Source organism: Oxalicibacterium solurbis (assembly GCF_014635845.1).
Taxonomy (GTDB): Bacteria; Pseudomonadota; Gammaproteobacteria; order Burkholderiales; family Burkholderiaceae_D; genus Oxalicibacterium; species Oxalicibacterium solurbis.
The window spans coordinates 71454-93887 of sequence record NZ_BMDP01000001.1 but is presented as its reverse complement, the minus strand read 5'-3'; the positions used below and the strand labels follow the sequence as shown (position 1 = coordinate 93887).

20 protein-coding genes are annotated in these 22434 nt (G+C 60.5%); 9 read left to right on the top strand and 11 right to left on the bottom strand.

The genetic code is table 11. The features are described 5' to 3' along the window. Window positions 1-22: 22 nt before the first annotated feature. Window positions 23-490 carry a GNAT family N-acetyltransferase gene (locus IEV40_RS00385; protein ID WP_188418990.1) on the top strand — a complete coding sequence of 156 codons (468 nt, stop codon included), beginning with the start codon at window positions 23-25 and terminating at the stop codon, window positions 488-490. A 198-nt stretch (window positions 491-688) separates the two neighbouring features. On the opposite strand, the gene IEV40_RS00380 is transcribed toward IEV40_RS00385, so the two are convergent. Further along, window positions 689-1162, bottom strand: a complete 474-nt coding sequence (locus tag IEV40_RS00380) for a PAS domain-containing protein (protein ID WP_188418988.1) — start codon at window positions 1160-1162, stop codon at window positions 689-691. A gap of 18 nt (window positions 1163-1180) precedes the next feature. Beyond that, the gene (locus tag IEV40_RS00375; RefSeq protein WP_188418986.1) at window positions 1181-2362 is read right to left on the bottom strand and encodes an HPP family protein; all 1182 of its coding nucleotides are present in this window, start codon (window positions 2360-2362) and stop codon (window positions 1181-1183) included. Window positions 2363-2588: 226 nt separating this feature from the next. Between IEV40_RS00375 and IEV40_RS00370 the strand changes: the two genes are divergently transcribed. The 4 genes from IEV40_RS00370 to IEV40_RS00355 all read left to right on the top strand — a co-directional run bounded on the left by IEV40_RS00370 (window position 2589) and on the right by IEV40_RS00355 (window position 6726). Then, window positions 2589-3734 (top strand): alpha-hydroxy acid oxidase, encoded by a 1146-nt coding sequence (locus tag IEV40_RS00370; protein WP_188418984.1) that lies wholly within the window; start codon window positions 2589-2591, stop codon window positions 3732-3734. Between the two features lie 258 nt (window positions 3735-3992). Further along, the gene (locus IEV40_RS00365) at window positions 3993-4313 is read left to right on the top strand and encodes an ArsR/SmtB family transcription factor (RefSeq protein ID WP_194444414.1); all 321 of its coding nucleotides are present in this window, start codon (window positions 3993-3995) and stop codon (window positions 4311-4313) included. 100 nt (window positions 4314-4413) lie between these two features. Beyond that, window positions 4414-5595 carry an MFS transporter gene (locus IEV40_RS00360; RefSeq protein ID WP_188418982.1) on the top strand — a complete coding sequence of 394 codons (1182 nt, stop codon included), beginning with the start codon at window positions 4414-4416 and terminating at the stop codon, window positions 5593-5595. A gap of 72 nt (window positions 5596-5667) precedes the next feature. Next, window positions 5668-6726 carry an alkene reductase gene (locus IEV40_RS00355; RefSeq protein ID WP_188418980.1) on the top strand — a complete coding sequence of 353 codons (1059 nt, stop codon included), beginning with the start codon at window positions 5668-5670 and terminating at the stop codon, window positions 6724-6726. Between the two features lie 73 nt (window positions 6727-6799). On the opposite strand, the gene IEV40_RS00350 is transcribed toward IEV40_RS00355, so the two are convergent. Both IEV40_RS00350 and IEV40_RS00345 read right to left on the bottom strand, forming a co-directional pair. After that, a complete protein-coding gene (locus IEV40_RS00350; protein ID WP_188418978.1) occupies window positions 6800-8881 on the bottom strand; it encodes a putative bifunctional diguanylate cyclase/phosphodiesterase in 2082 nt (693 codons plus the stop codon). Window positions 8882-9090: 209 nt separating this feature from the next. After that, window positions 9091-9426, bottom strand: coding sequence for a GNAT family N-acetyltransferase (locus IEV40_RS00345; protein WP_188418976.1), 336 nt, complete (start codon window positions 9424-9426; stop codon window positions 9091-9093). Between the two features lie 65 nt (window positions 9427-9491). On the opposite strand from IEV40_RS00345, the gene IEV40_RS00340 reads away from it, so the two are divergent. Next, window positions 9492-9932, top strand: a complete 441-nt coding sequence (locus tag IEV40_RS00340; protein WP_188418974.1) for a YybH family protein — start codon at window positions 9492-9494, stop codon at window positions 9930-9932. A 24-nt stretch (window positions 9933-9956) separates the two neighbouring features. Here IEV40_RS00340 and IEV40_RS00335 read toward each other — a convergent pair whose 3' ends face one another. The 4 genes from IEV40_RS00335 to IEV40_RS00320 form a co-directional block, all read right to left on the bottom strand. Continuing rightward, window positions 9957-10370, bottom strand: a complete 414-nt coding sequence (locus IEV40_RS00335) for a lysozyme inhibitor LprI family protein (protein WP_188418972.1) — start codon at window positions 10368-10370, stop codon at window positions 9957-9959. A 114-nt stretch (window positions 10371-10484) separates the two neighbouring features. Continuing rightward, window positions 10485-11246 (bottom strand): ABC transporter permease, encoded by a 762-nt coding sequence (locus tag IEV40_RS00330; protein ID WP_188418970.1) that lies wholly within the window; start codon window positions 11244-11246, stop codon window positions 10485-10487. A gap of 2 nt (window positions 11247-11248) precedes the next feature. Next, window positions 11249-12172, bottom strand: a complete 924-nt coding sequence (locus tag IEV40_RS00325) for an ABC transporter ATP-binding protein (RefSeq protein ID WP_188418967.1) — start codon at window positions 12170-12172, stop codon at window positions 11249-11251. Between the two features lie 186 nt (window positions 12173-12358). After that, window positions 12359-13630: a dicarboxylate/amino acid:cation symporter gene (locus IEV40_RS00320; protein WP_188418965.1), complete on the bottom strand. Its 1272-nt coding sequence runs from the start codon at window positions 13628-13630 to the stop codon at window positions 12359-12361. A 619-nt stretch (window positions 13631-14249) separates the two neighbouring features. Here IEV40_RS00320 and IEV40_RS00315 point away from each other — a divergent pair. Continuing rightward, window positions 14250-16616 (top strand): penicillin-binding protein 1A, encoded by a 2367-nt coding sequence (locus IEV40_RS00315; protein WP_229723960.1) that lies wholly within the window; start codon window positions 14250-14252, stop codon window positions 16614-16616. A gap of 141 nt (window positions 16617-16757) precedes the next feature. Here IEV40_RS00315 and IEV40_RS00310 read toward each other — a convergent pair whose 3' ends face one another. Then, window positions 16758-18317 (bottom strand): sensor domain-containing diguanylate cyclase, encoded by a 1560-nt coding sequence (locus IEV40_RS00310; RefSeq protein ID WP_188418961.1) that lies wholly within the window; start codon window positions 18315-18317, stop codon window positions 16758-16760. Between the two features lie 254 nt (window positions 18318-18571). On the opposite strand from IEV40_RS00310, the gene IEV40_RS00305 reads away from it, so the two are divergent. After that, window positions 18572-18904, top strand: a complete 333-nt coding sequence (locus IEV40_RS00305) for a hypothetical protein (RefSeq protein WP_188418959.1) — start codon at window positions 18572-18574, stop codon at window positions 18902-18904. Window positions 18905-18939: 35 nt separating this feature from the next. Here the strand turns inward: IEV40_RS00305 and def are convergent, their stop codons facing one another. Both def and cadR read right to left on the bottom strand, forming a co-directional pair. Next, the gene (gene def, locus IEV40_RS00300) at window positions 18940-19458 is read right to left on the bottom strand and encodes a peptide deformylase (RefSeq protein ID WP_188418957.1); all 519 of its coding nucleotides are present in this window, start codon (window positions 19456-19458) and stop codon (window positions 18940-18942) included. 152 nt (window positions 19459-19610) lie between these two features. Next, the gene (gene cadR / locus IEV40_RS00295; RefSeq protein WP_308632355.1) at window positions 19611-20066 is read right to left on the bottom strand and encodes a Cd(II)/Pb(II)-responsive transcriptional regulator; all 456 of its coding nucleotides are present in this window, start codon (window positions 20064-20066) and stop codon (window positions 19611-19613) included. 105 nt (window positions 20067-20171) lie between these two features. Between cadR and IEV40_RS00290 the strand changes: the two genes are divergently transcribed. Then, on the top strand, window positions 20172-22412 hold the full coding sequence (locus tag IEV40_RS00290; protein WP_371870028.1) for a heavy metal translocating P-type ATPase: 2241 nt from the start codon (window positions 20172-20174) through the stop codon (window positions 22410-22412). The last annotated feature ends 22 nt before the right edge of the window (window positions 22413-22434 follow it).

The window sequence follows — 22434 nt, the reverse complement described above, 5'->3', positions numbered from 1 at the left end:
CGCTTTTCGAAGAAGTTAAATAATGCTCATTCGTCCATTTGAAGTATCTGATGCCGACGTGCTTGCAGATATTTTCCATGCTTCGGTTCGTGAAATCGGTATCCGCGATTATTCACTTGAGCAGGTTGAGGCATGGAGTCCATCGAAGCCTGACCCCAAAAGATATCTACAACAGGCGCAAGGCCGGACATTACTGGTCGCGGTGGATGATGACGGCCGGATCATCGGGTACGGCGATCTGGAACCGAATGGACATATTGACCATCTCTATTGCTGTCCGGATGTGGTCGGAACTGGTGTGGGATCGGCGATTTATGCTGCGTTAGAGAATGCCGCTAGAAGTGTCGGAATTGTTTCTCTATTTGTCGAGGCAAGCGAGGCTGCTCGGTGCTTTTTCGAGTGTCGTGGCTTTCGCGTCGATACCCTCAATAATTTCACGATCAATGGCGTGGCGATCCATAATTACAGCATGTCGAAGCACATCGACTGATGCGAAGCGATCAACCTGTTGGACGCGATCAGGCTTGACGCAGGATTTTTGGTATCCCGAAATGATTTCCGATGATGGACAAAGAGAAACAGCCCGCATAACGCGGGCTGTTTTGCATGATCGAAAGTAACGTGAAAGAGGGCCAGCACAATTCGACCGATCCGATGAGGCTGGATACGATAACCTGCGGCCACGCGCTTAGGATTGCTCGGAGGATTTTTCCGCCAGCGCCTTTTCCAGTTCGGCGATCTTCACGCGTTGTGCCGTCTCGTTCGCATAGCGTTCGGTGACGTCGCGCGCGATGGCTTGCGCGCCCAGCACGTTGCCCGCTTCGTCGCGTATCAGGCCGAAGCTCATGTCGACGTAGATGCGGGTGCCATCCTTGTGCATCGAGCGCGTCGTCAGTACCTTGTTCTCGTATTTCATGTCGCCGGTGGAAACCGCATGGTTGAAGCCGTTGTTGTGCGCCTGCAGCATCCGTTCCGGAATGATCAGGTCCAGCGTGCCGCCGATCACATCGGCTGCCTTGTGGCCGAAGATGCGTTCGGCGCCGCTGTTCCAGACCCGCACGAGACCGTCGCGGTCGGCGAAGATGATGGCATCGTGCGACTGCTCGACCAGTCCCTTGTACAGCATGGCCATGTCGAGGCCCTTATCGTTGGTCGTGCTCATTGCATTCTCCTTTTGGGGTCATGATTCGTTGGTGTGGCCGGCCATTGCATGTTCATACAATGCCGCAATCAGATCGGTTTGCGAAATCAGGCCGACCAGACGGTTGTTTTCATCGACAATCGGCAACTGGTGCAATTCGTCGTCGGACATCAGCGGCACCAGATCGGTGATCGACTGATTTTCGCGGGCGGTGATGACGTCCTTCGTCATGATCTGGCCGACGACCTCATGCTTGTCCGTATGTGCGAGCTGCGACGGCAGGATCAACTGGGCGAGACGCTTGCCCAGGCCTTCGTGCATTTCCTCTTCCGCATGCCGCAGGTAATCGGCCTTGGTCACGATGCCGACCACGTGGTTGCCGCGGTCGACGACCGGCAGCGCGGTGAGATCGTGCTCCTGCAGGCGCTGCCAGGCGTCGGCAAGCTCGGTGCCGAACGAAACGGAGACGACGTCCCTCGACATGATGTCGACGCATTTGACGCCGCCGATCTGGCGGCGGTAAGCCTGCATCTCGGTCTGCAGGATCAATTCTTCCAGGTCGTCGCGGCTGATATCGATGATCTGATTGTAGCGTCTGAGGACGTTATCCAGATCTTCGGGTGTGATACCGGCGCGTTCGGTCGGCGGCAGGTCGGACGTTTGATGGCGTTCGGCTGGCGGAGGCATGGCCAGATGCGGGTAGCGGCGGCCGGTCGCATTGTTGTAGAACAGCGCGGTCAGCAGCAGAATGACCGAGTTCAGCAAGACGGGCGAGAGCACGAAATCGTAGCCATGCGCATGCGGGCCGGTGCCGGCCAGGACTGCCGTCAGCGCGACTGCGCCGCTGGGCGGGTGCACGCAGCGAAAGGCGATCATGCCGCCGATGGAGATGCCGATGGCGACGCCGGCAGCCAGCATTGGCGCATCGATCAGCTTGGCGCAGGTGATGCCGACGACGGCGGCGATCATATTGCCGCCGATAAGCGACCACGGCTGGGCCAGTGGACTGGATGGCACAGCGAACAGCAGCACCGACGATGCGCCCATCGGCGCGATCAGCCATGCGGCGTGGATATTGCTGCCCAAAACCAGATAGGTGCAGGCACCGGTCAGTACGATACCGAACAGGGCACCCGCGCTGGCGCGCATGCGCTCGTAGCGGTCGACGTAACTTTGCGTGGGCCGGAAACGCGCCAGCCATTGCAGCACCGATTGATTCATGTTGCTCCTGATATAAATAAAACATGGCCTGCATTTGCAGGCCCGCAGGTGACGAGTTTAAATATGTTGCATATCAAATGCAATATTTTTGAAAAATGCGCATCGCCTCCCATGGGCAGATGAGACGCGTTAAAAACATTCATCTGTTCGCTTCGCATGTGGAAATAGAATGGCGGCAGAAATCAGACAGACCGTCGAACATGAACATAATAATTCGGAGCCTAGCATGACCATCATCACGAATATCGAAGACCTGCGCGTGCTGGCGCAACAACGCGTGCCGCGCATGTTCTACGATTATGCGGATGCCGGTTCCTGGACCGAGTCGACATATCGCGCCAACAGCGCCGATTTCGCGCCGATGAAATTCCGCCAGCGCGTGGCGGTCGACATGAACAACCGTACGCTGAAGACGACGATGATCGGGCAGGAGGTGCGCATGCCGGTCGCATTGGCGCCGACCGGCTTCACCGGCATGCAGCATGCGGACGGCGAAATCCTTGCCGCGCGCGCAGCGGAAAAATTCGGTGTGCCGTTCACGCTGTCGACGATGAGCATCTGCTCGATCGAGGATGTGGCCGCGCGTACCAGCAAGCCGTTCTGGTTCCAGCTCTACATGATGAAGGACCGCGGCTTCATCGAACGCCTGATCGAGCGTGCGCAGGCGGCCAACTGCTCGGCGCTGGTCGTCACGCTGGATCTGCAGGTGCTGGGTCAGCGCCACAAGGACCTGAAGAACGGCCTGTCCGCGCCGCCGAAGCTGACGCTGCCGAACATCCTCAACATGATGACCAAGCCGCGCTGGTGCATGGGCATGCTGGGCACGCCGCGCCGCGGCTTTGGCAACATCGTCGGCCATGCGAGCGACGTCGAAGACATGTCGTCGCTGTCGTCATGGTGCGCGCAGCAGTTTGATCCCTCGCTGTCGTGGAGCGACGTCGAATGGATCAAGCAGCGCTGGGGCGGCAAGATCATCGTCAAGGGCATCATGGACCCGGAAGATGCGAAGCTGGCCGTCAACAGTGGTGCCGATGCGCTGATCGTTTCCAACCACGGCGGTCGCCAGCTCGATGGCGCGTTGTCTTCCATCGCGGCGCTGCCGCCCATCGTCGATGCGGTCGGGGACAAGATCGAGGTGCACATGGACGGTGGCATCCGCTCCGGCCAGGATGCGCTGAAGGCGATCGCGCTCGGTGCGAAAGCCGTGCATATCGGCCGCGCCTTCCTGTACGGCCTCGGTGCAATGGGCGAAGAGGGCGTGACGAAGACGCTGGAAATCATCGAACGCGAGATGGACATCACGATGGCCTTCTGCGGGTTGACCGATGTAAAGAAGGTCGATCGAGGCATCCTGGTTCCCGGTACGTACTGATCACCTTCTATTTTTTTGTCCAGACCGCCGTTCGGCGGTTTTTTCATTTCCGCGCTCATTTTTGCTTTCTGTGCGATTGAAGGCCTGTAACTGGCCGGCTGCAGCCTTTTCCATTGATTGGCGCGGAGTTTTTCGCCTGTACTGGTTCGGCCAGATCCGGCAGGATTTTGGCGGTGCCAGCACGTTTTTTATTTGTATCGTAAAATTCCGATATAAATTTCTGACTTTTCCGAAATTAGATTCGATTTTGAGCGAAATATGAAAAAGCCAACCATTGCATCCATCGATATCGATGCCATCCACAAGGCGCTGGCCAATCCGGTCCGGCGCGAGATTCTCGGCTGGCTGAAGGATCCCGAGGTCAATTTTCCCGAGCAGGAGCATCCGCTCGATTTCGGCGTCTGTTGCGGCCAGATCGACAAGCGCAGCGGGCTGTCGCAATCGACGGTGTCCGCGCATCTGGCGACACTGCAGGCGGCCGGCCTGATCACGCCGCGCCGCGTCGGCCAGTGGATTTTCTTCAAGCGCAACGAAGAAACCATTCAGGCCTTCCTGCACGCGATGCACGACGATCTTTGAACGTACCCGAAACTCCCGGAACGCATGTAGCCCTTGCAAGCAGTCCTCGCACGCACTCCTTAAATATGCAGTTTTTGAACATGTATTCAGAAAGTTTTCCATGCCTTTAGCTCTTCTCGTCCTGGCGTTGTCCGCTTTTGCGATCGGCACCACCGAATTCGTCATCATGGGTTTGCTGCCCGACGTCGCGCGCAGCCTGTCCGTTTCCATCCCGACCGCCGGCTGGCTGATCAGCGGCTATGCGCTGGGCGTTGCGCTTGGCGCGCCGGTAATGGCCGTCCTGACCGCATCGTTGCCGCGCAAGCGCGCGCTGCTGATCCTGATGAGCATCTTCATCGTCGGCAACGTGCTGTGCGCGGTCGCTGCCAGCTACGGTTTCCTGATGGCGGCGCGCATCATCACATCGCTGTGCCACGGTGCCTTCTTCGGTATCGGTTCGGTCGTCGCGGCCAGCCTTGTGCCGGAAAACCGCAAGGCTTCGGCTGTTGCGCTGATGTTCACCGGCCTGACGCTGGCCAACGTGCTGGGCGTGCCGCTCGGCACCGCACTGGGTCAGGTGGCCGGTTGGCCGATGACGTTCTGGGCAGTCGCCGTGCTGGGCGTGCTGTCGCTGCTCGGCCTGTGGCGCGTGATGCCGATGCGGCATGACGAAGAGAAGGCGGACCTGCGTGCCGAGATCGGCCAGTTGCGCAATGCCGGCCTGTGGGCTGCGCTGTCGACGACGATGCTGTTCTCCGCCGCCACCTTCGCATTGTTCACCTATGTCGCGCCGCTGCTGGAAGACGTCACGCATTTGTCGCCGCACGGCGTGACGTGGACGCTGTTTCTGATCGGCCTCGGCCTGACGATCGGTAACGTGATCGGTGGCCGCCTTGCCGACTGGCGACTCGGCACCGCGCTGACCGGTATCTTCGCCACGCTGGCGGTCGTTGCCGCGCTGGTGCGCTGGACCAGTCCCGCTTTCATCCCGGTCGAGATCAACCTTTTCGTGTGGGCGATGGTGTCGTTCGCCGCCGTGTCCGGACTGCAGGTCAACGTGATGATCTTCGGCAAGGCCGCACCGAATCTGGTGGCAACGCTGAACATCGGCGCCTTCAACGTCGGCAACGCGCTTGGCGCGTGGGTTGGCGGTCTGGTCATCAGCGAAGGGCTGGGTCTGCGTGCGGTGCCGCTGGCGGCTGGCGCGCTGGCGCTGGCTTCGGTAGTCGCGATGCGCATTTCGATGCGGCTGGCGAACGAAGAAAACGCGCGTCCGCTGGCTGTTGTCGCCGATGCCTGCTGAATTCCCTGCAGTTTACGTTTCAACGTATTTCTTTCAACGCATTTCCTGTCCGACTTTTTCTGGAGAACGACCATGAGCAATACACTTTTCACGCCGATCAGGATCGGCGATCTCGAACTGCCTAACCGCATCATCATGGCACCGCTGACGCGTTCGCGCGCCGTCGGCGGCGGCCGTGTGCCGAACGCACTGATGGCGCAGTACTACGAACAGCGCGCTTCCGCCGGCCTGATCCTGAGCGAAGCGACGGCCGTCACGCCGCAGGGTGTCGGCTATGCCGATACGCCGGGCATCTGGTCCGACGAGCAGGTCGAAGGCTGGAAGCTGGTGACGGATGCCGTGCATGCGAAGGGCGGCAGGATTTTCCTGCAACTGTGGCACGTCGGTCGCATTTCGGACCCGATCTTCCTCGATGGCGAGCTGCCGGTCGCGCCGAGCGCGATTCAGCCGAAAGGCCACGTCAGCCTGGTTCGTCCGCAACGCGAATACGTCACGCCGCGCGCGCTGGAACTGGACGAAATTCCCGGCATCGTCGCTGCCTATCGCAAGGGTGCGGAGAATGCGAAGAAGGCCGGCTTCGACGGCGTCGAAGTGCACGGCGCGAACGGCTACCTGCTGGACCAGTTCCTGCAGGACGGCAGCAACAAGCGCACCGACGCCTACGGTGGATCGATCGAAAACCGTGCGCGCCTGATGCTGGAAGTGACGGACGCCTGCATCGCCGTCTGGGGTGCCGATCGCGTCGGCGTGCATCTGGCACCGCGTGGCGATTCGCATGACATGCACGACTCCGATCCGCTGGCGACCTTCGGCTATGTCGCAAAAGAACTCGGCAAGCGCGGCATCGCCTTCATCTGCGCACGGGAATCGCTGGGCGACAACCGCATCGGCCCGCAACTGAAGAAACTGTTCGGCGGCGTCTATATCGCCAACGAACAGATGACGAAGGCGACAGCCGTGCAGGTGGTCGCCGGCGGCGAAGCCGATGCCATCGCATTCGGCAAATTGTTCATCGCCAATCCGGATCTGCCGAAACGTCTGCAACTGGATGCGCCGCTGAACGAGCCGAAACCGGAATCTTTCTATGCACCGACGCCGGAAGGGTATATCGATTACCCGGCGCTGGCCTGATGATCGATTGCATCACGAAATGAAAAGGCCGGCATATATGCCGGCCTTTTTTCTGCATGAAAGATAGCGAACCTTATGCAGGATCGACCTGCATCGTGGTCAGCGCCTGAAACTGTTCCGGCGCCATCGGCCGGCCCAGCAGAAAGCCCTGCAGGCTGTTGCAGCCGAGTTCGGTCAGGAAATCCTGCTGCTTTTCGGTTTCCACGCCTTCGGCCACGATGTGCAGATCGAGCGAATGGCCGAGTGCGATGATGGCGGAAACGATGGCGGCATCGTCGGTGCCGTCGGCCAGATCGCGGATGAAGCCGCGGTCGATCTTCAGCTCGCGCGCCGGCATGCGTTTCAGATAGAGCAGGCTGGAATAGCCGGTGCCGAAGTCGTCAATGGAAATATCGATACCCAGTCCAGCCAGCCGGTTCAGTATCGACAGGCTGGTTTCCACATCCTGCATCGCCGTCGATTCCGTTACTTCGAGGATCAGGCAGCGCGCCGGCAGACGATGGCGTTCCAGCGTTGCCTTGACCAGTTCGACCAGGTTGTCGTGCGCGAACTGCACGGCCGACAGGTTGACCGATACCTTCCATTCCGTGCGGCCGGCGTCGTACCACGTGCGCATCTGGCGGCAGGCTTCGTTCAGCACCCATTCGCCGATCGGCACGATCATGCCGCTCTTCTCGGCCAGTGCGATGAAGTGGTCGGGCGCGATCAGGCCGCGCTCCGGATGCTGCCAGCGCAGCAGCGCCTCGGCACCGATCACGCGGCGGTTCGCCGCATCGTACTTGGCCTGGTAGTGCAGGCGGAATTCCTTGCGTTCCAGCGCCAGGCGCAGATCCTGCATGATCTGCAGCTGGTTGTGGACGTTGGTGTTCATCGACGTCTCGAAGAAGCGGTAGGCGTTGCGGCCGGCTGCCTTGGCGTGATACATCGCGGCATCCGCATTGATCAGCAGATCGTGGCTGGTGGTGCCGTCTTCCGGATAGAGCGCCACGCCGATGCTGGCCGAGATGCCGAGATCGTGCGATTCGACCAGCAGGCGTTCGCTGGCGGCGTGCAGCAGCTTGTGCGCGACCGGCGCCGCATCTTCCGGATCGCGGATTTCGACCAGCACGACGAATTCGTCGCCGCCGAGGCGCGCCACGGTTTCCTGGCCGCGGATGATGGAACGGAAGCGCCGCGCCACTTCGACCAGCAGCCGGTCGCCGATGTGATGGCCGAGCGAATCGTTAATCGTCTTGAAGCCGTCCAGATCGATGAACATCAGCGCAAAGCGGCCATGTTCGCGTTCGGCCTTGCGCAGCATCTGTTCCAGCCGGTCTTCCAGCAGGCTGCGATTGGCCAGCTGCGTCAGGTTGTCGTGCAGCGCCTGATGCACCAGCTCCTCGTTGGCATCGGCCAGCGAGCGTGCCAGCTTGGCGGTCTGCGATTCCAGCCGCGAATCGAAGACCGACGTCAGCAGCGCGATCGCCAGCACCGCCAGCGTGACGACGATGATCAGGATCGCCAGCCAGCCGGCGCCGAGGCCGTCGTCTTCCGCCACGGCCAGGCAGATGCTGCCCTCGGCGAAGTGCGCGGCGGCCATGCCGGTGTAATGCATGCCGGCGATCGCTGCGCCCATGACGACGGCGGCGCCGGCACGCGCTAGCCGCACGTGCGGGGTGTCCTTGCGCAGGATGAAGGCAATCCACAATGCCGCGCCCGATGCGGCGATCGCGATCAGGATGGAGACGGAAAACAGCAGCGGATCGTAGTCGATGCCGGGACGCATGCGCATGGCGGCCATGCCGACGTAGTGCATGCCGGCGATCGCCGAGCCCATCAGCACGGCGCTGACCAACAGTTGTTTCAACGGCAGGCTGGGCTGGCTGACGCGCCACAGCGCAAAACCGGAGGCGCAGATCACCAGCGCCAGCGACAGGCAGGTCAGTCCGATGTCGTAGCCGAGCGGGATCGGCAGGCGAAACGCCAGCATGCCGATGAAGTGCATCGACCAGATGCCGACGCCCATCGCGATCGCACCGCCGGCCAGCCAGCCGAAGGTGCCTTTATGGTGGACGGAATTGATCCTGCCTGCCATGTCCAGCGCCGTGTAGGAGGCGAGGATGGCAACCAGGATGGAAATCAGGACCAGCAGGGTGTCGTATTGCGCGGCAAGCATCGTATGTCTGTGGCCGGGGCGCTCTCGGACGCCGTGTCGCAGGAATTCGCCGTCCTGCCGGTTGGGTGGAGGCAATGCGCGACGGAGGGCCGTCGTATCGGAAAAGGGCAGATGCTACAGGCGAACGTCCGCAGCGTCCATGCGCAATGCCCGCACGGCGTCTTCAAAAGGCGACGGTTTTGACATTCGTTGACAAAGATGACAATTGATTACGCCCGATTTTCCGGGATCGCGAAAATGGCGCGTACGGTCGGCGTGAGCACGCCTTGATGTTCGGGATGCGTGCGCAGGAAGTGCGCCATGAAGCCGCAGACCGGCACCACATGCAGCCCTTGCTGCGCCATCCAGTCCAGCGCGGCGGCGGCGAGCCGGCTGCCGTGTCCCTTGCCTGTCAGCGACGGCGAGGTTTCCGTATGCGTGACGATGGCGATATTGCCGAAGCGATGGTAGTCCACGAAGCCGCATGGTTCGCAGGGGACGCCGGATTCACCGTCCGGCCGCCATTCGAAGCGCTGCGTTTCGCTTTCCATCTGCATCTGGTTCATACTGTCTGAAATATTCGCCGCGCCTTGTTGTGCACCTTGCGCGCATCATTCATTGGAGAAATTGCATGTCCAACGATCATAACGCCTCTTCCTTGCCACGCGCGATGCAGCCCGAAGACTGCAGCCGCATCCTGATCGCCGCGCTGGAATCCGGCGATCTGGAGGCTTCCGTTTCCGTCTACGAGGAAAATGCGATTCTGTTCAAAAAATCGGGCGAGCCGATGACCGGCCTCGATGCCATCCGCACCAGCAATGCCGGCCTGATCGGCATGAAGCCGAAGTTCACGATCGATTTCATTCAGGCCACCATCAGCGCCGACGGCACGCTGGCGACCAACCGGATGAAGGCGGATCTGTCGTGGACCGACAAGGAAGGGAAGATGAAGCAGGGTAGCGTCGATACGCTGGAAGTGCTGCGCCGGCAGCCGGACGGATCGTGGCGCTACGTCATCGACGATCCGTACGGCAGCATGCGCGCGGGCATGACGCAGCGCCAGCCCGCCTGAGGCATTACTGCATACGACTGCGCATTACGACTGCGGCTTGTTGCGGCGCGACAGGAAACGTTCGAGATCCGACGTGCGCTGTTGCGTGTGCAGGCGCAGGCAGCTGTAGCGCTCGACGTCGCGCAGCGCGGAACCCTTGTTGTAGATGGAGATCGTCTTGCAATCCTGCTTGACGAATTCCTGCCAGGATTTCTGCGCTACGCGCAGCTGCTTCTTGGTGGCGGTGTAGGGGATGCCGTCTTCGTCCTGTTGCGGAATCTGCTTCAGCAAAGCCTTGTAGACCTGCTGCAGCTTCTCGTCGGCCTTTTCGTATTCTGTCTTCGCGCAGCTGCTCATTTCCTGCGTGCTTGCTTTCGTGATGCAGGGATCGATCTGCTGCTGTTGCGCGTGGGCGGCGAAGGGAAGCAGGGCGAGAAGGATCAGAGGGATTTTTTTCATTGTGTGCCTTCGGAAGAAAAGAGAGGTTGCGGCGCGGATAGAGTGCGGCAAATTGCGCGCAACGTCAACACGCAGGCCAACGTGTGTTGATGCGAGTTGACGTTGCGCACGGCATCAGCTCTTGAGTCGGTAGCCGGTCTTGAAGATCAGCCAGACGATGGTCAGGCAGATCGTCAGGAACACCAGCGTCATGCCAATGCTGATGCCCACATGCACGTCGGCCACGCCGAAGAAGCTCCATCGGAAGCCACTGATCAGGTAGACCACCGGATTGGCTAGCGCGACCTTCTGCCAGAACGGCGGCAGCATGGAAATCGAATAGAAGCTGCCGCCAAGGAAGGCCAGCGGCGTGACGATCATCAGCGGGATGATCTGCAGCTTTTCGAAGCTGGGCGCCCACACGCCGATGATGAAGCCGAACAGGCTGAACGTGATCGAGATCAGCAGCAGGAAGAAGATCATCCAGAGCGGATGCGCAATCTCGAAACTGACGAACAGCCGCGCCGTGATCAGCGTCAGCAGGCCGAGGATCACCGACTTGGTGGCAGCCGCACCGACGTAGCCCAGCACGATCTCGACGTAGGAAATCGGCGCCGACAGGATTTCATAGATGGTGCGCGACCATTTCGGCATGAAGATGCCGAACGACGCATTCGAGATGCTCTGCGTCATCAGCGCCATCATGATCAGGCCGGGCACGATGAAGGCGCCATAGCTGACGCCGCCGATCTCGACCATGTGCGAACCGATGGCCGAGCCGAACACGACGAAGTAGAGCGACGTGGAAATGACGGGCGACGCAATGCTCTGCATCAGCGTGCGCCAGGTGCGCGCCATTTCGAACAGGTAGATGGCGCGGATTGCGTAGAAATTCATGTTCAGGCCTTCACCAGATTGACGAAGATTTCCTCCAGCGAGCTCTGGCTCGATTGCAGGTCCTTGAAGTCGATGCCGTGCTCGTCGAGCTTGCGCAGCAGTTCGGCGATGCCTGTCTGCTGTTCGGCCTGGGCGTCGAAGGTGTAGATCAGCTCCTGGCCGTCCGCCGACAGCTCCAGCCGCCATACGGCCAGATCGTCGGGAATTGCCTGCAATGGGCGCTGCAGGTGCAGGCGCAGCTGCTTCTTGCCGAGCTTGCTCATCAGCGCGTGCTTGTCTTCGACGAGGATGATTTCGCCCTTGCGGATCACGCCGATGCGATCGGCCATCTCTTCCGCTTCTTCGATGTAGTGCGTGGTGAGGATGATGGTCACACCGCTTTCGCGCAGGTTGCGCACCATGTCCCACATCTCGCGCCGCAGTTCGACGTCGACACCGGCGGTTGGCTCGTCGAGGAACAGGATCTTCGGTTCGTGCGCCAAGGCTTTGGCGATCATCACGCGGCGCTTCATGCCGCCGGACAGCGCGAAAATCTTGGAATCCTTCTTGTCCCACAGCGACAGCGCGCGCAAGACCTTCTCGACGTGCGCATGATCGGTCGGCTTGCCGAACACGCCGCGGCTGAAGTTGACGGTAGCCCACACCGTTTCGAATGCATCGGTCGACAGTTCCTGCGGCACCAGGCCGATGCGTGAACGCGCCGCACGGTATTCGGTGACGACATCATGACCGTCGGCCAGTACATTGCCGCTGCTCGGATTGACGATGCCGCAGATGATGCTGATCAGCGTGGTCTTGCCAGCGCCGTTCGGGCCGAGCAGCGCGAAGATTTCGCCGCGGTTGATTTCCAGGTCCACGCCTTTCAGCGCCTGGAAGCCGGATTCGTATTGCTTGGTGAGATTCCTGACGGAAATGATCGGCTGCAAGCCGTTCTCCTTGATGTGATGTCTGAAGGAAATGCAAGATTGTATTGCGAGTCGCCTTTCCTTGCCGGAAGGGTGGTCGAAAGCGACACGGTATCGCAGGCGGCAGCGGGAAGAACGGCAATAGAACACCAATGAAAAGGGACGCCGATGCGTCCCTTCGTGGATTTCCCTTTGTTTTTTGCTGCTTCAGGCAAGCGCTTCGGCTTCCTCGCCGGACATGACACGGTTCAGCTTGTCGCGATCCAGTTCGCCTTCCCATGCCGAGACGACCACGCAGGCCACGCCGTTGCCGACGATGTTGGTCAAAGCACGGCATTCGCTCATGAAGCGGTCGATGCCGAGGATGATCACCATGCCGGCCACCGGCAGCGAAGGCACCACGGCCAGCGTCGCCGCCAGCGTGATGAAGCCGGCGCCGGTGACGCCGCTGGCGCCTTTCGACGTCAGCATCGCCACGCCGAGGATGATCGCCTGCTGCTGCCAGGTCAGGTCGATGTTCAGCGCCTGGGCGATGAAGATCACCGCCATTGTCATGTAGATGTTGGTGCCGTCCAGGTTGAACGAATAGCCGGTCGGGATCACCAGGCCGACGACTGAGCGCGAGCAGCCGAGGCGTTCCATTTTCTCCATCAGTTGTGGCAATGCGGCTTCGGAAGAGCTTGTGCCCAGCACGATCACCAGTTCTTCCTTGATGTAGGCGATGAAGCGGAAGATGTTGAAGCCGGTCAGTTTGGCAACAATGCCCAGGCCGACCGAGACGAAGATGATTGCCGTCAGGTAGAAGCAGCCGATCAGCTTCAGCAGCGGCAGTAGCGATGCCAGGCCGTATTTGCCGATCGTGAAAGCCATCGCGCCGAATGCGCCGATCGGCGCGACTTTGGTCACGATGTGCACCATGCGGAAGAACACCTTGGAAATCTGGCCGATCAGATCGGTAACCATTTCGCCCTTGCCGTGCAGCATCGACAGCGCGCCGCCGAACAGCAGTGCAGAGAACAGGATTTGCAGGATGTCGCCCTTGGCAAACGCATCGCTGATCGTGTGCGGAATGATGTGCAGCAGGAATTCGGAGACGCTTTGCTCCTTCGCCTGCGCCGCATAGTTGACGATGCTTTTCGTATCGAGCGTGGCCGGATCGATGTTGAAGCCGTGGCCCGGTTGCAGCAGATGCGCGGCGAACAGGCCGATGATCAGTGCCAGCGTCGACATCACCTCGAAGTAGATCAACGCCTTGCCGCCGACGCGGCCGACCTTGCGCAGGTCCGCCATGCCGGCGATGCCGATGACGACGGTGCAGAAGATGATCGGCCCGATCAGCATGCGGATCAGCTTGATGAAGCCGTCGCCCAGCGGCTTCATGTCCACACCCAGCGACGGGTAATAGTGGCCGAGCACGATGCCGATGGCGACTGCGATCAGGACCTGCACATACAGAATCCGGTAGAAAGGTTTTTTCATTTCATCTCCTGTCAGACTCGCAGGATGCGAGCGGCGAGAATGTCGCCGTATTGAAAATCGAGGGCTAACGATAAGCCTGCGTCGATGAAGATGTCAGTAATATCCGGATGAAAAATTTGAGATCGTGCGCGAAATGCCACAGCAATCGCGATTGTGTTCACTGCGTGTCAACCATATCGATGCGGGCGCGTTGTTCTCTCTCGCGCGACGTATCGGCGATGCATAAGGAAGGGAAACGATAACAACGATGCGGTTCGGCTGCTTCATCAATGTCGCAAGACCGTGTGAAGAAGTTGTGAAGAATGGCTGTGTTTGCGCATACATTCTTCCGTCATGGAATACGCGGCACACATTGGATAGCGCTTTGCTTGCCGCGTTGTCTGCCGCTTTATCTGACTTGTCGGACGATCTGCAGCAATGACGTGCGCATCGCCAAATCGTTCCCTGCATACCTTGTAATTTTCTCCATGTAATTTTTGCAAGATAACAATTGGTTGCAACCCGATCGTGCAATGCCTGTTAAAGTTGCGGCGCATACCAGATCTGACAGGGGTTCGCATTGCGGTTTTTTTCCAAACTTTCCTCCGCCATCGTCGCATGGTCGGAACGTCCGACCGATATCAAGTTGCGCCAGGCAGCCATCGTTGGCGGACTTGGGCTGATCGCCACGATCATTCTCGGCATTCTCTTTACTGCGCTGTTCATCGTTCCGAATCTGCCGCCGATCGACGCGCTGACCGATTACCGTCCCAAGATTCCGCTGCGCGTCTATACGGCCGACAACGTCTTGATCGGCGAATACGGCGAAGAGCGTCGCGATTTCGTGCCGATCACCGATGTGCCGGACAGCCTGAAGAACGCGATCATTGCGATCGAGGACAATAATTTCTACGAGCACGGCGGCGTCGATTTTCTCGGCATCGTGCGGGCAGGGCTGGCGAACCTGGTTCGCAGCCGTTCGCAGGGCGCATCGACGATCACGATGCAGGTGGCCCGTACCTTCCTGCTGACACGCAAGAAAACCTACACGCGCAAGCTGCAGGAAGTGTTGCTGTCTTACCAGATCGAGCACAACTTGACGAAGGACCAGATTCTCGAGCTGTACATGAACCAGATCTATCTGGGGCAGCGCGCCTACGGTTTCGGTAGCGCCGCGCGTATCTATTTCGGCAAGGAGATCAGGGATCTGACGATCGCCGAATCGGCGATGCTGGCAGGCTTGCCGAAGGCGCCGGCGACGGCGAATCCGGTCGTCAATCCGAAGCGCGCCACCGAACGCCAGCAATACATCCTGAAGCGGATGCATGAACTGGGCTTCATCGACGACAAGCAATACAAGGAAGCCGCCGCCGAGAAGCTGCACGTGCTGGAAGACGGCAACCGCCTGAAAACGCATGCCGAGTACGCGGCCGAATCGGTGCGCCAGTACATGTATGCGCAATACAAGGATGAAACCTACACCAACGGTTTTTCCGTCTATACGACGCTGACCAAGGCCGATCAGGATGCGGCTTATGCGGCAGTGCGGCGCGGCGTGCTGGATTATGATCGTCGCCACGGCTATCGCGGCCCGGAAGCGCTCATCGCGCTGTCCAAGGATGCCGAAGATCGCCAGGAAGAAATCGCGGATACGCTGGTCAAGCATCCGGACAGCGACGATCTGCAGGCAGCCGTCGTGCTGGATGCGACGCCGAAGCTGGTGCGTGCGATGCTGCTGTCCGGCGAGACGGTGGAAATCACCGGCAACGGTTTGCGTTTCGCTGCATCCGGCTTGTCGCCCAAGGCTTCCGAGCAGAAGAAGATCAAGCCTGGCTCCGTGATCCGCATCGTGCAGAGCACGGTGCGCGGCAAGCAGACATGGGCGATTTCGCAATTGCCTGAAGTGGAGGCGGCGCTGGTAGCGGTCAACGGACAGGACGGCTCGATTCGCGCGATGGTCGGTGGCTTCGACTTTGCAATGAACCAGTTCGATCACGTCACGCAGGCATGGCGTCAGCCGGGTTCGACGATCAAGCCTTTCATCTATTCGGCGGCACTGGAGCGCGGCTTCTCGCCGAGCACGCTGGTCTATGATGCGCAGTTCGCTCCTGGCGAAATGCCGGAAGAGAACGGCAAGGTGTGGAACCCGGGTAACGACGACGATCAGTACGACGGCCCGATTGCGATGCGCATCGGCCTGAAGAAATCGAAAAACATGGTTGCGATCCGTGTGCTGCGCAAGATCACGCCGCCTTATGCGAAGGAACATCTGGCGCGTTTCGGCTTCGATCCGGAGCGCCAGCCGACCAACCTGACACTGACGCTCGGCACCGGCTCGGTGACGCCGCTGCAGATGGCAAGCGCCTATGCGGTATTCGCCAACGGCGGTTTCAGGCTGTCGCCTTACCTGATCCAGAAGGTTGTGGATGCGCGCGGCAACGTGCTGCAGGAGGCCAACCATCCGCAGGCGGGCGACGAGACGGCGCGCGCACTGTCGCCGCGCAATGCCTTCATCATGGATTCGATGCTGCGCGACGTGGTGCGATCGGGTACCGGCTATGCGGCGAGCCAGCGCGTGGGCCGCAGCGATCTTGCAGGCAAGACCGGTACCACCAATGATTCGCTGGACGGCTGGTTTGCCGGTTACGGCCGCAATATCGTCGCTGTCGCCTGGATGGGATTCGACAAGCCGCGCACGCTGGGCAGCCGGGAATTCGGCGCCACGCTGGCGCTGCCGATCTGGAGCGACTACATGCGCGTGGCCTTGCGCGGCATGCAGGAATTCGCACCCATCGTGCCGCCGGGCGTCACGCAGGCCGACGGCGACTGGACCTATACCGAATACGTCGGCAGCAACGATGCAGTGCATGCGCTGGATGTCGAGGAGCAGAAGAGTTTCTGGGAACGCCTGTTCTCGCCATCACCGCCGACACCGGACAATGCACCGCCGAATACCGCGCCAGTGCCTGGACCGAACGATCCGCCCGAGGATTTGTACAAGGGTTAAGGGCAGGGTTAGCGGAAGCAAAGAAAAAAGGCGGATGGATTCCGCCTTTTTTATGGGTGCCGGAATTTTCTGCCCGTGCTTCCATTCATGCGCTGATAAAACAGCGGTAAAACGCGGCAATAGAAAGAGAGAAAAAGCGGATCAGCTCGCCGCCGCCACCTGCCGCCGGCCCATTCCCTTGGCCTTGTACATCGCGCCGTCGGCACGATGCAGCAGCGCATCGCTGGTGACGCCGGAATCCGGGTAGGCCGCCACGCCGATGCTGGCAGAAACGTGCAGTTCCAGGCCGTTGATCAGATAGGGCGCGGAAATGCTGTCGACCAGTTTTTCGCCGACCAGCAGGCCGTCTTCCATCGTCGCGCCGACCATCACGATGGCGAACTCGTCGCCGCCCAGGCGCGCCACCACGTCAGAACTGCGGCTGCCGCCCTTGAGGCGCGCGGCGACATTGCACAGCAGCTTGTCGCCGGTTTCGTGGCCGTGGCGGTCGTTGACTGCCTTGAAGCCGTCGAGGTCGATGTAAAGAATCGCCAGTGGCGTGTTGTTGCGCTCGCACAGCAGCAGTTGCTGGCTGACGATCTCGTTGAAGAGGGCGCGGTTTGCCAGTCCAGTCAGCGCATCGTGGTTTGCCTGATGTTGCGCGCGATGCAGCAGTTCCGATACCTTGACCAGCGAACGGCCGACTTCATCGGCTTCGCGCAGGTGCAGCGGCGGCACGCTGACGACGTCGCCCGAGCCGAGCGCCAGCGCCGGACCGGTCAGGCCGCGTATCGATTCGGCGATGCGGCCGCCGATCAGCCACGCGGCCGTCAGGCTGCTGGCGAGCAGGGCAAGCGTGGCGAAGCTTAGCCAGAACAGCGTATTGCGCAGTTCGTCGGTGATGCTTTGCGTGGGAATGCCGATCGCCAGCGACCAGTTGGACAGCGACGAACGGCTGAATACCGTGTGTACCTGTACGCCGTCGTGCGTGGTGCTGATGAAGGTGTCTTCGCTGGCTGTCGCCATGCGCTGGATCATTTCCGGCGTGCCGGGCTTGCCGACGTATTGCTGCATGTCGCGCGTGCGCGCGATGATATTGCCGTTGCCGTCGAAAATGGCGGCGATCCAGCCTTCCGGCAGCTTCTGCTGATGCAGCAGTTTTTCGAAACGTTCGGGGAAAATGCCGGCGTTCAGGCTGTAATCGACCTTGCCATTGCCTTGCAATGAAATCGGCACGCCGATCACCAGCAACGGCTTTTGCGTGACTTCGCCGACGAACAGATCGGAAATGACGGGCTGGGCCGTATCGAATACCGCCTCGATACCCTTGAAGCGGCTGCGTGACGGCAGTGGTGCGTCGAACGGACGGCGCGTATTGATGTACTGCCTGCCGCTGCGGTCGAGCAGTGCAATGTTGATGTCACCCTGTTCGGCCTGGATCTTCAGCACGTTGCGGGCCTGTCGGTAGAAGGCGCGGTAGTTTTTCGATACGAGGTAGGGCGAGGTGCCCAGCGCAATCAGCGACGATTCGATGCTCGTCATGTCCCGGTCGACGGTCGAAATCATCGCGCGCGCCGTGCCCAGCAGGTTCGACAGCAGCAGTTCACGCGTGCGCTGGTAATCGTGCGCGATCAGCACCACTGCCATCAGCGAGGCCGGCAGCACGCATGCTGTGACGAGCAGCACGAGCTTGGAGCGGATGGACGGCACACGCTTGGACATGGAGTAATGGGAATTTGGCCTGTTCAGGACAACCGGCGATTCTATCGTAATGAATAGCGACAAGTTACCGTCATTTGCCCGAGGGGAATGTTATGGATTGTTAAAAATTGCGGAAATGCCTTGTTGCACTTTCATCTTTCTGCGGCTTGCCAAGCGGCCGTGGATGGCGATAATACCCGGCTGCACCGGTATGCGATTGCAGCATACGATTGCCAGCGACGATTACCGGCGGCCCATCCGTTCTGTAGAAAACCATGAAGACCCTGATCGAAATTTCCGGCTGTTTCCCTGCGCTGCGTGCGCTCGATGCGCGTCAGTTCGCCAATGCCATCGAACCGCGCCTGATTGACATCCGCAGTCCCGCGACCGGACTGCAGATCGATCTGTTCGGCAAGGTCAGTCATGTGGAAATCGCGGAACCGCGCGGACTGGTGATCGCGGAAATCGAGATCGACGATGGTTTCCTGCAAAAACACGGGCTGACGAAAGCGCAGCTCGACGACGTGCTGGTCGCGCGCATCGGCAAGCTGCGTCATCCTGCCACCGGCGTCATGCACCCGGTAACGGCGCAACTTGCCGCAACTTGAATCGAATCAGGTCTGAATGGTTTGGAGGCGCGGGATCAGCGCCCCTGTTTTTTCCTGCGCGGTGAACGGGGCGCCGCCATGTTCTTCAGGATGCGCGCCTGCTGCGGACGCGGCAGATGTTCGACGAAGACCATGCCGTCCAGATGATCGATTTCATGCTGGATGCAGACCGCCAGCCAGCCGTCTGCAGGCAGTTCGAACGGCTTTCCATCCAGCCCCAATGCGCGCACGCGCAGCCATGCCGCGCGTTTCACTTTTTCGTAGACGCCGGGTACGGATAGGCAGCCTTCTTCATAAGCCAGGCTGCCGCCGGCCTTGACGATTTCCGGATTGATCAGCGTCAGCAGCTGGTTTTTTCTTTCCGATACATCCACCACGATCACGCGCAGGTGTACATCGACCTGCGTTGCCGCCAGCCCGATGCCGCCACCGGCATACATGGTCTGCGCCATGTCGGCGGCCAGCGTGCGGATGGCGTCGTTCACTTCCTGCACCGGTGCGGCCACCGTATGCAGGCGTTCATCCGGATAGCGCAGAACGGCAAGCCGGGTCATCGAATGATTCCTGTGGTCATGTTGAATGGGGGTGTCGATTGCGCGTGCATCATGCCAGTCCCGACCGGGGATGAAAAGCGGGAGCAAGATGGATGGCCGGGCATTTGCTTATATGCGGATACATGCTGCCGCAGGCCGATGCCAATGGCAGCCTAATGGCAGCCACCGGCATGCGAACCCAGATTTTTCGGTTCACCGGTTTCTACATCTTCCAGCCCTTGCAGAATGCCGCAGGCCTCTGCTGTTTGCGTGCCGCGACAGCGGCTGCGCAATTCTTCCAGTTGTATTTGGAGTGCCCTCAATTCCTCGATACGGTGCGCGACATGACCGATGTGATGGTCGAGCAGTGCGTTGACGCCCGTGCAATCCTGCTGCGGATGATCGCGAAAATCGAGCAGCGCGCGGATTTCGTCCAGCGTCATGTCGAGCGAGCGGCAATGGCGGATGAATTGCAGGCGTTTGACGTGGGCATCGCCGTACAGCCGGTAATTGCCGGCCGAACGCGGCGGCTGTGGCAGCAGGTTCTGCTGCTCGTAGTAGCGGATGGTTTCGACGGAAGAACCGGTACGGCTGGCGAGTTCGCCGATTTTCAGCAGGGACGCAGTCATCTTGTTTCCCGAGAATAAATCTGTGAGGCAGCGCTTGACTCTATAGTGGCTACAGAGTCTCTAATTGCAAGGTCGATGTCAATTCCGTCAATCAAGGAGAAGCAGATGGGCTGTTGCAATTCGGATAAGCCTTGCGGAAGCAGCGTGGCAATGCCGGCGGAGACGCCGGCGAAAACGCCTGCGGTGCCAGCCGACGCAGCACGGCTGGTGCTGGTGATCCGCAAGATGGATTGCCCGACCGAGGAAAAGTTGATCCGCGACCGCTTCCAGAACATGGACGGCATTCTCGGCATGCAATTCAACCTGATGCAGCGCGAACTGACGGTGCACCACAACCTGATGTCGGTGGACGGCATCGTGCAGGCGCTGGAAAAACTGGGCCTCGATCCCGTCGTCAAATCCGATTCGCTGGACATGACGCGCGCGGACGAACACGATCACCACGATCTGTCGGCCGATTATCGGATTCCGCTACGCACCTGGATATTGATGGGCATTTCCGGTGTGACGGCCATCGCTTCCGAAGTCGTCGCATGGACCACCGGCAATGAAAACTCCTGGCCGGTAATCGCACTGGCGCTGGTCGCCATCCTGACCGGTGGCCTCGATACGCTGAAAAAGGGCTGGATCGCGCTGCGCCATCTGTCGCTGAACATGAATTTCCTGATGTCGCTGGCCGTCATCGGCGCGGTGGCGATCGGCCAGTGGCCGGAAGCGGCGGTGGTGATCTTCCTGTTTGCCGCCGCCGAAATGATCGAGGCGCTGTCGCTGGATCGCGCACGCAATGCGATCAAGGGCCTGATGGCAATGACGCCGGATACCGCCACCGTGCAGGTAAACGGCGCATGGCAGCAGCTTGCGGCGGCGGATGTCGTCATCGATGCGGTCGTGCGCGTGAAACCGGGCGAGCGCGTGCCGCTGGACGGCGTCGTGATCGACGGCAGCAGCACGGTGAACCAGGCGCCGATCACCGGCGAGAGCATGCCGGTCGAAAAGCGCACCGGCGATGCCATCTTCGCCGGCACCATCAACGAACACGGTTCCTTCGACTATCGCGTGACGGCCGTGCAGGCCGAATCGACGCTGTCGCGCATCGTGCGCAGCGTGCAGCAGGTGCAGGGCGAACGCGCGCCGACGCAGCGCTTCGTCGACCAGTTCGCGCGCTATTACATTCCGGTCGTGGTCGTACTGGCCGTGCTGGTGGCGATCCTGCCGCCGCTGCTGATGTCGCAGCCGTTCCAGCCGTGGCTGTATCGCGCGCTGGTGCTGCTGGTGATCGCCTGTCCGTGCGCGCTGGTGATCTCGACGCCGGTGACCGTTGTCAGCGGTCTCGCGGCGGCGGCGCGGCGCGGCATCCTGATCAAGGGCGGCGTTTATCTGGAACAGGGCCGCAAGCTGAAGGCGCTGGCGCTGGACAAGACCGGCACGATCACGTCCGGCAAACCGGCGGTGACCGATGTGCTGCCGGTGGATGGCAATGCAGGCGATGCGCAAGCCTTGCTGCAGCTGGCCGCGAGCCTTGCGCATCGTTCCGACCATCCGGTATCGCATGCGGTCGCCGTGCACTGGAAGGAGGGCGCGCTGTTTGATGTGAGCGGTTTCGAAGCGCTGGCCGGCCGCGGCGTGAAGGGCAGTGTGAACGGCCGCATCTATCATCTCGGCAATCACCGGCTGATGCATGAACTCGGTTTCTGCAATGCCGATCTGGAAGCGCGGCTCGATGCGCTGGAACGCGAAGGCAAGACCGCCATCGTGCTGGCCGATGACAAGCCACTGCTGGTCGTCGCCGTGGCCGATACGGTGCGCGAACACGGCGCAGCGGCGATCACTGAACTGAAAAAACTCGGCGTGGCCGTCACGATGCTGACCGGCGACAATCCGCACACCGCGCAGGCAATCGCGGCGCAGGTCGGCATTGCCGATGCGCGCGGCAACCTGCTGCCCGACGACAAGCTGCGCGCCATCGACGAACTGTCGGCACGCCACGGTTATGTCGGCATGGTCGGCGACGGCATCAACGATGCGCCGGCGCTGGCAAAGGCCGACATCGGCTTTGCGATGGGTGCGGCCGGCACCGATACGGCGCTGGAAACCGCCGACGTCGCGTTGATGGACGACGAACTCGGCAAGCTGCCGGCCTTCATCCGCCTGAGCCGTCGCGCGCATGCGATCCTCGTGCAGAACATCACGATCGCGCTCAGCATCAAGCTGGTGTTCCTCGCGCTGGCGCTGGCCGGCGACGCCACGCTGTGGATGGCGGTATTCGCCGACATGGGTGCCAGCCTGATCGTCGTCTTCAACGGACTGCGGTTGTTGCAGCCGATGCGGCCGGTGCGTGCGGACTGACTCTGCAATTCCGGTGTTATGA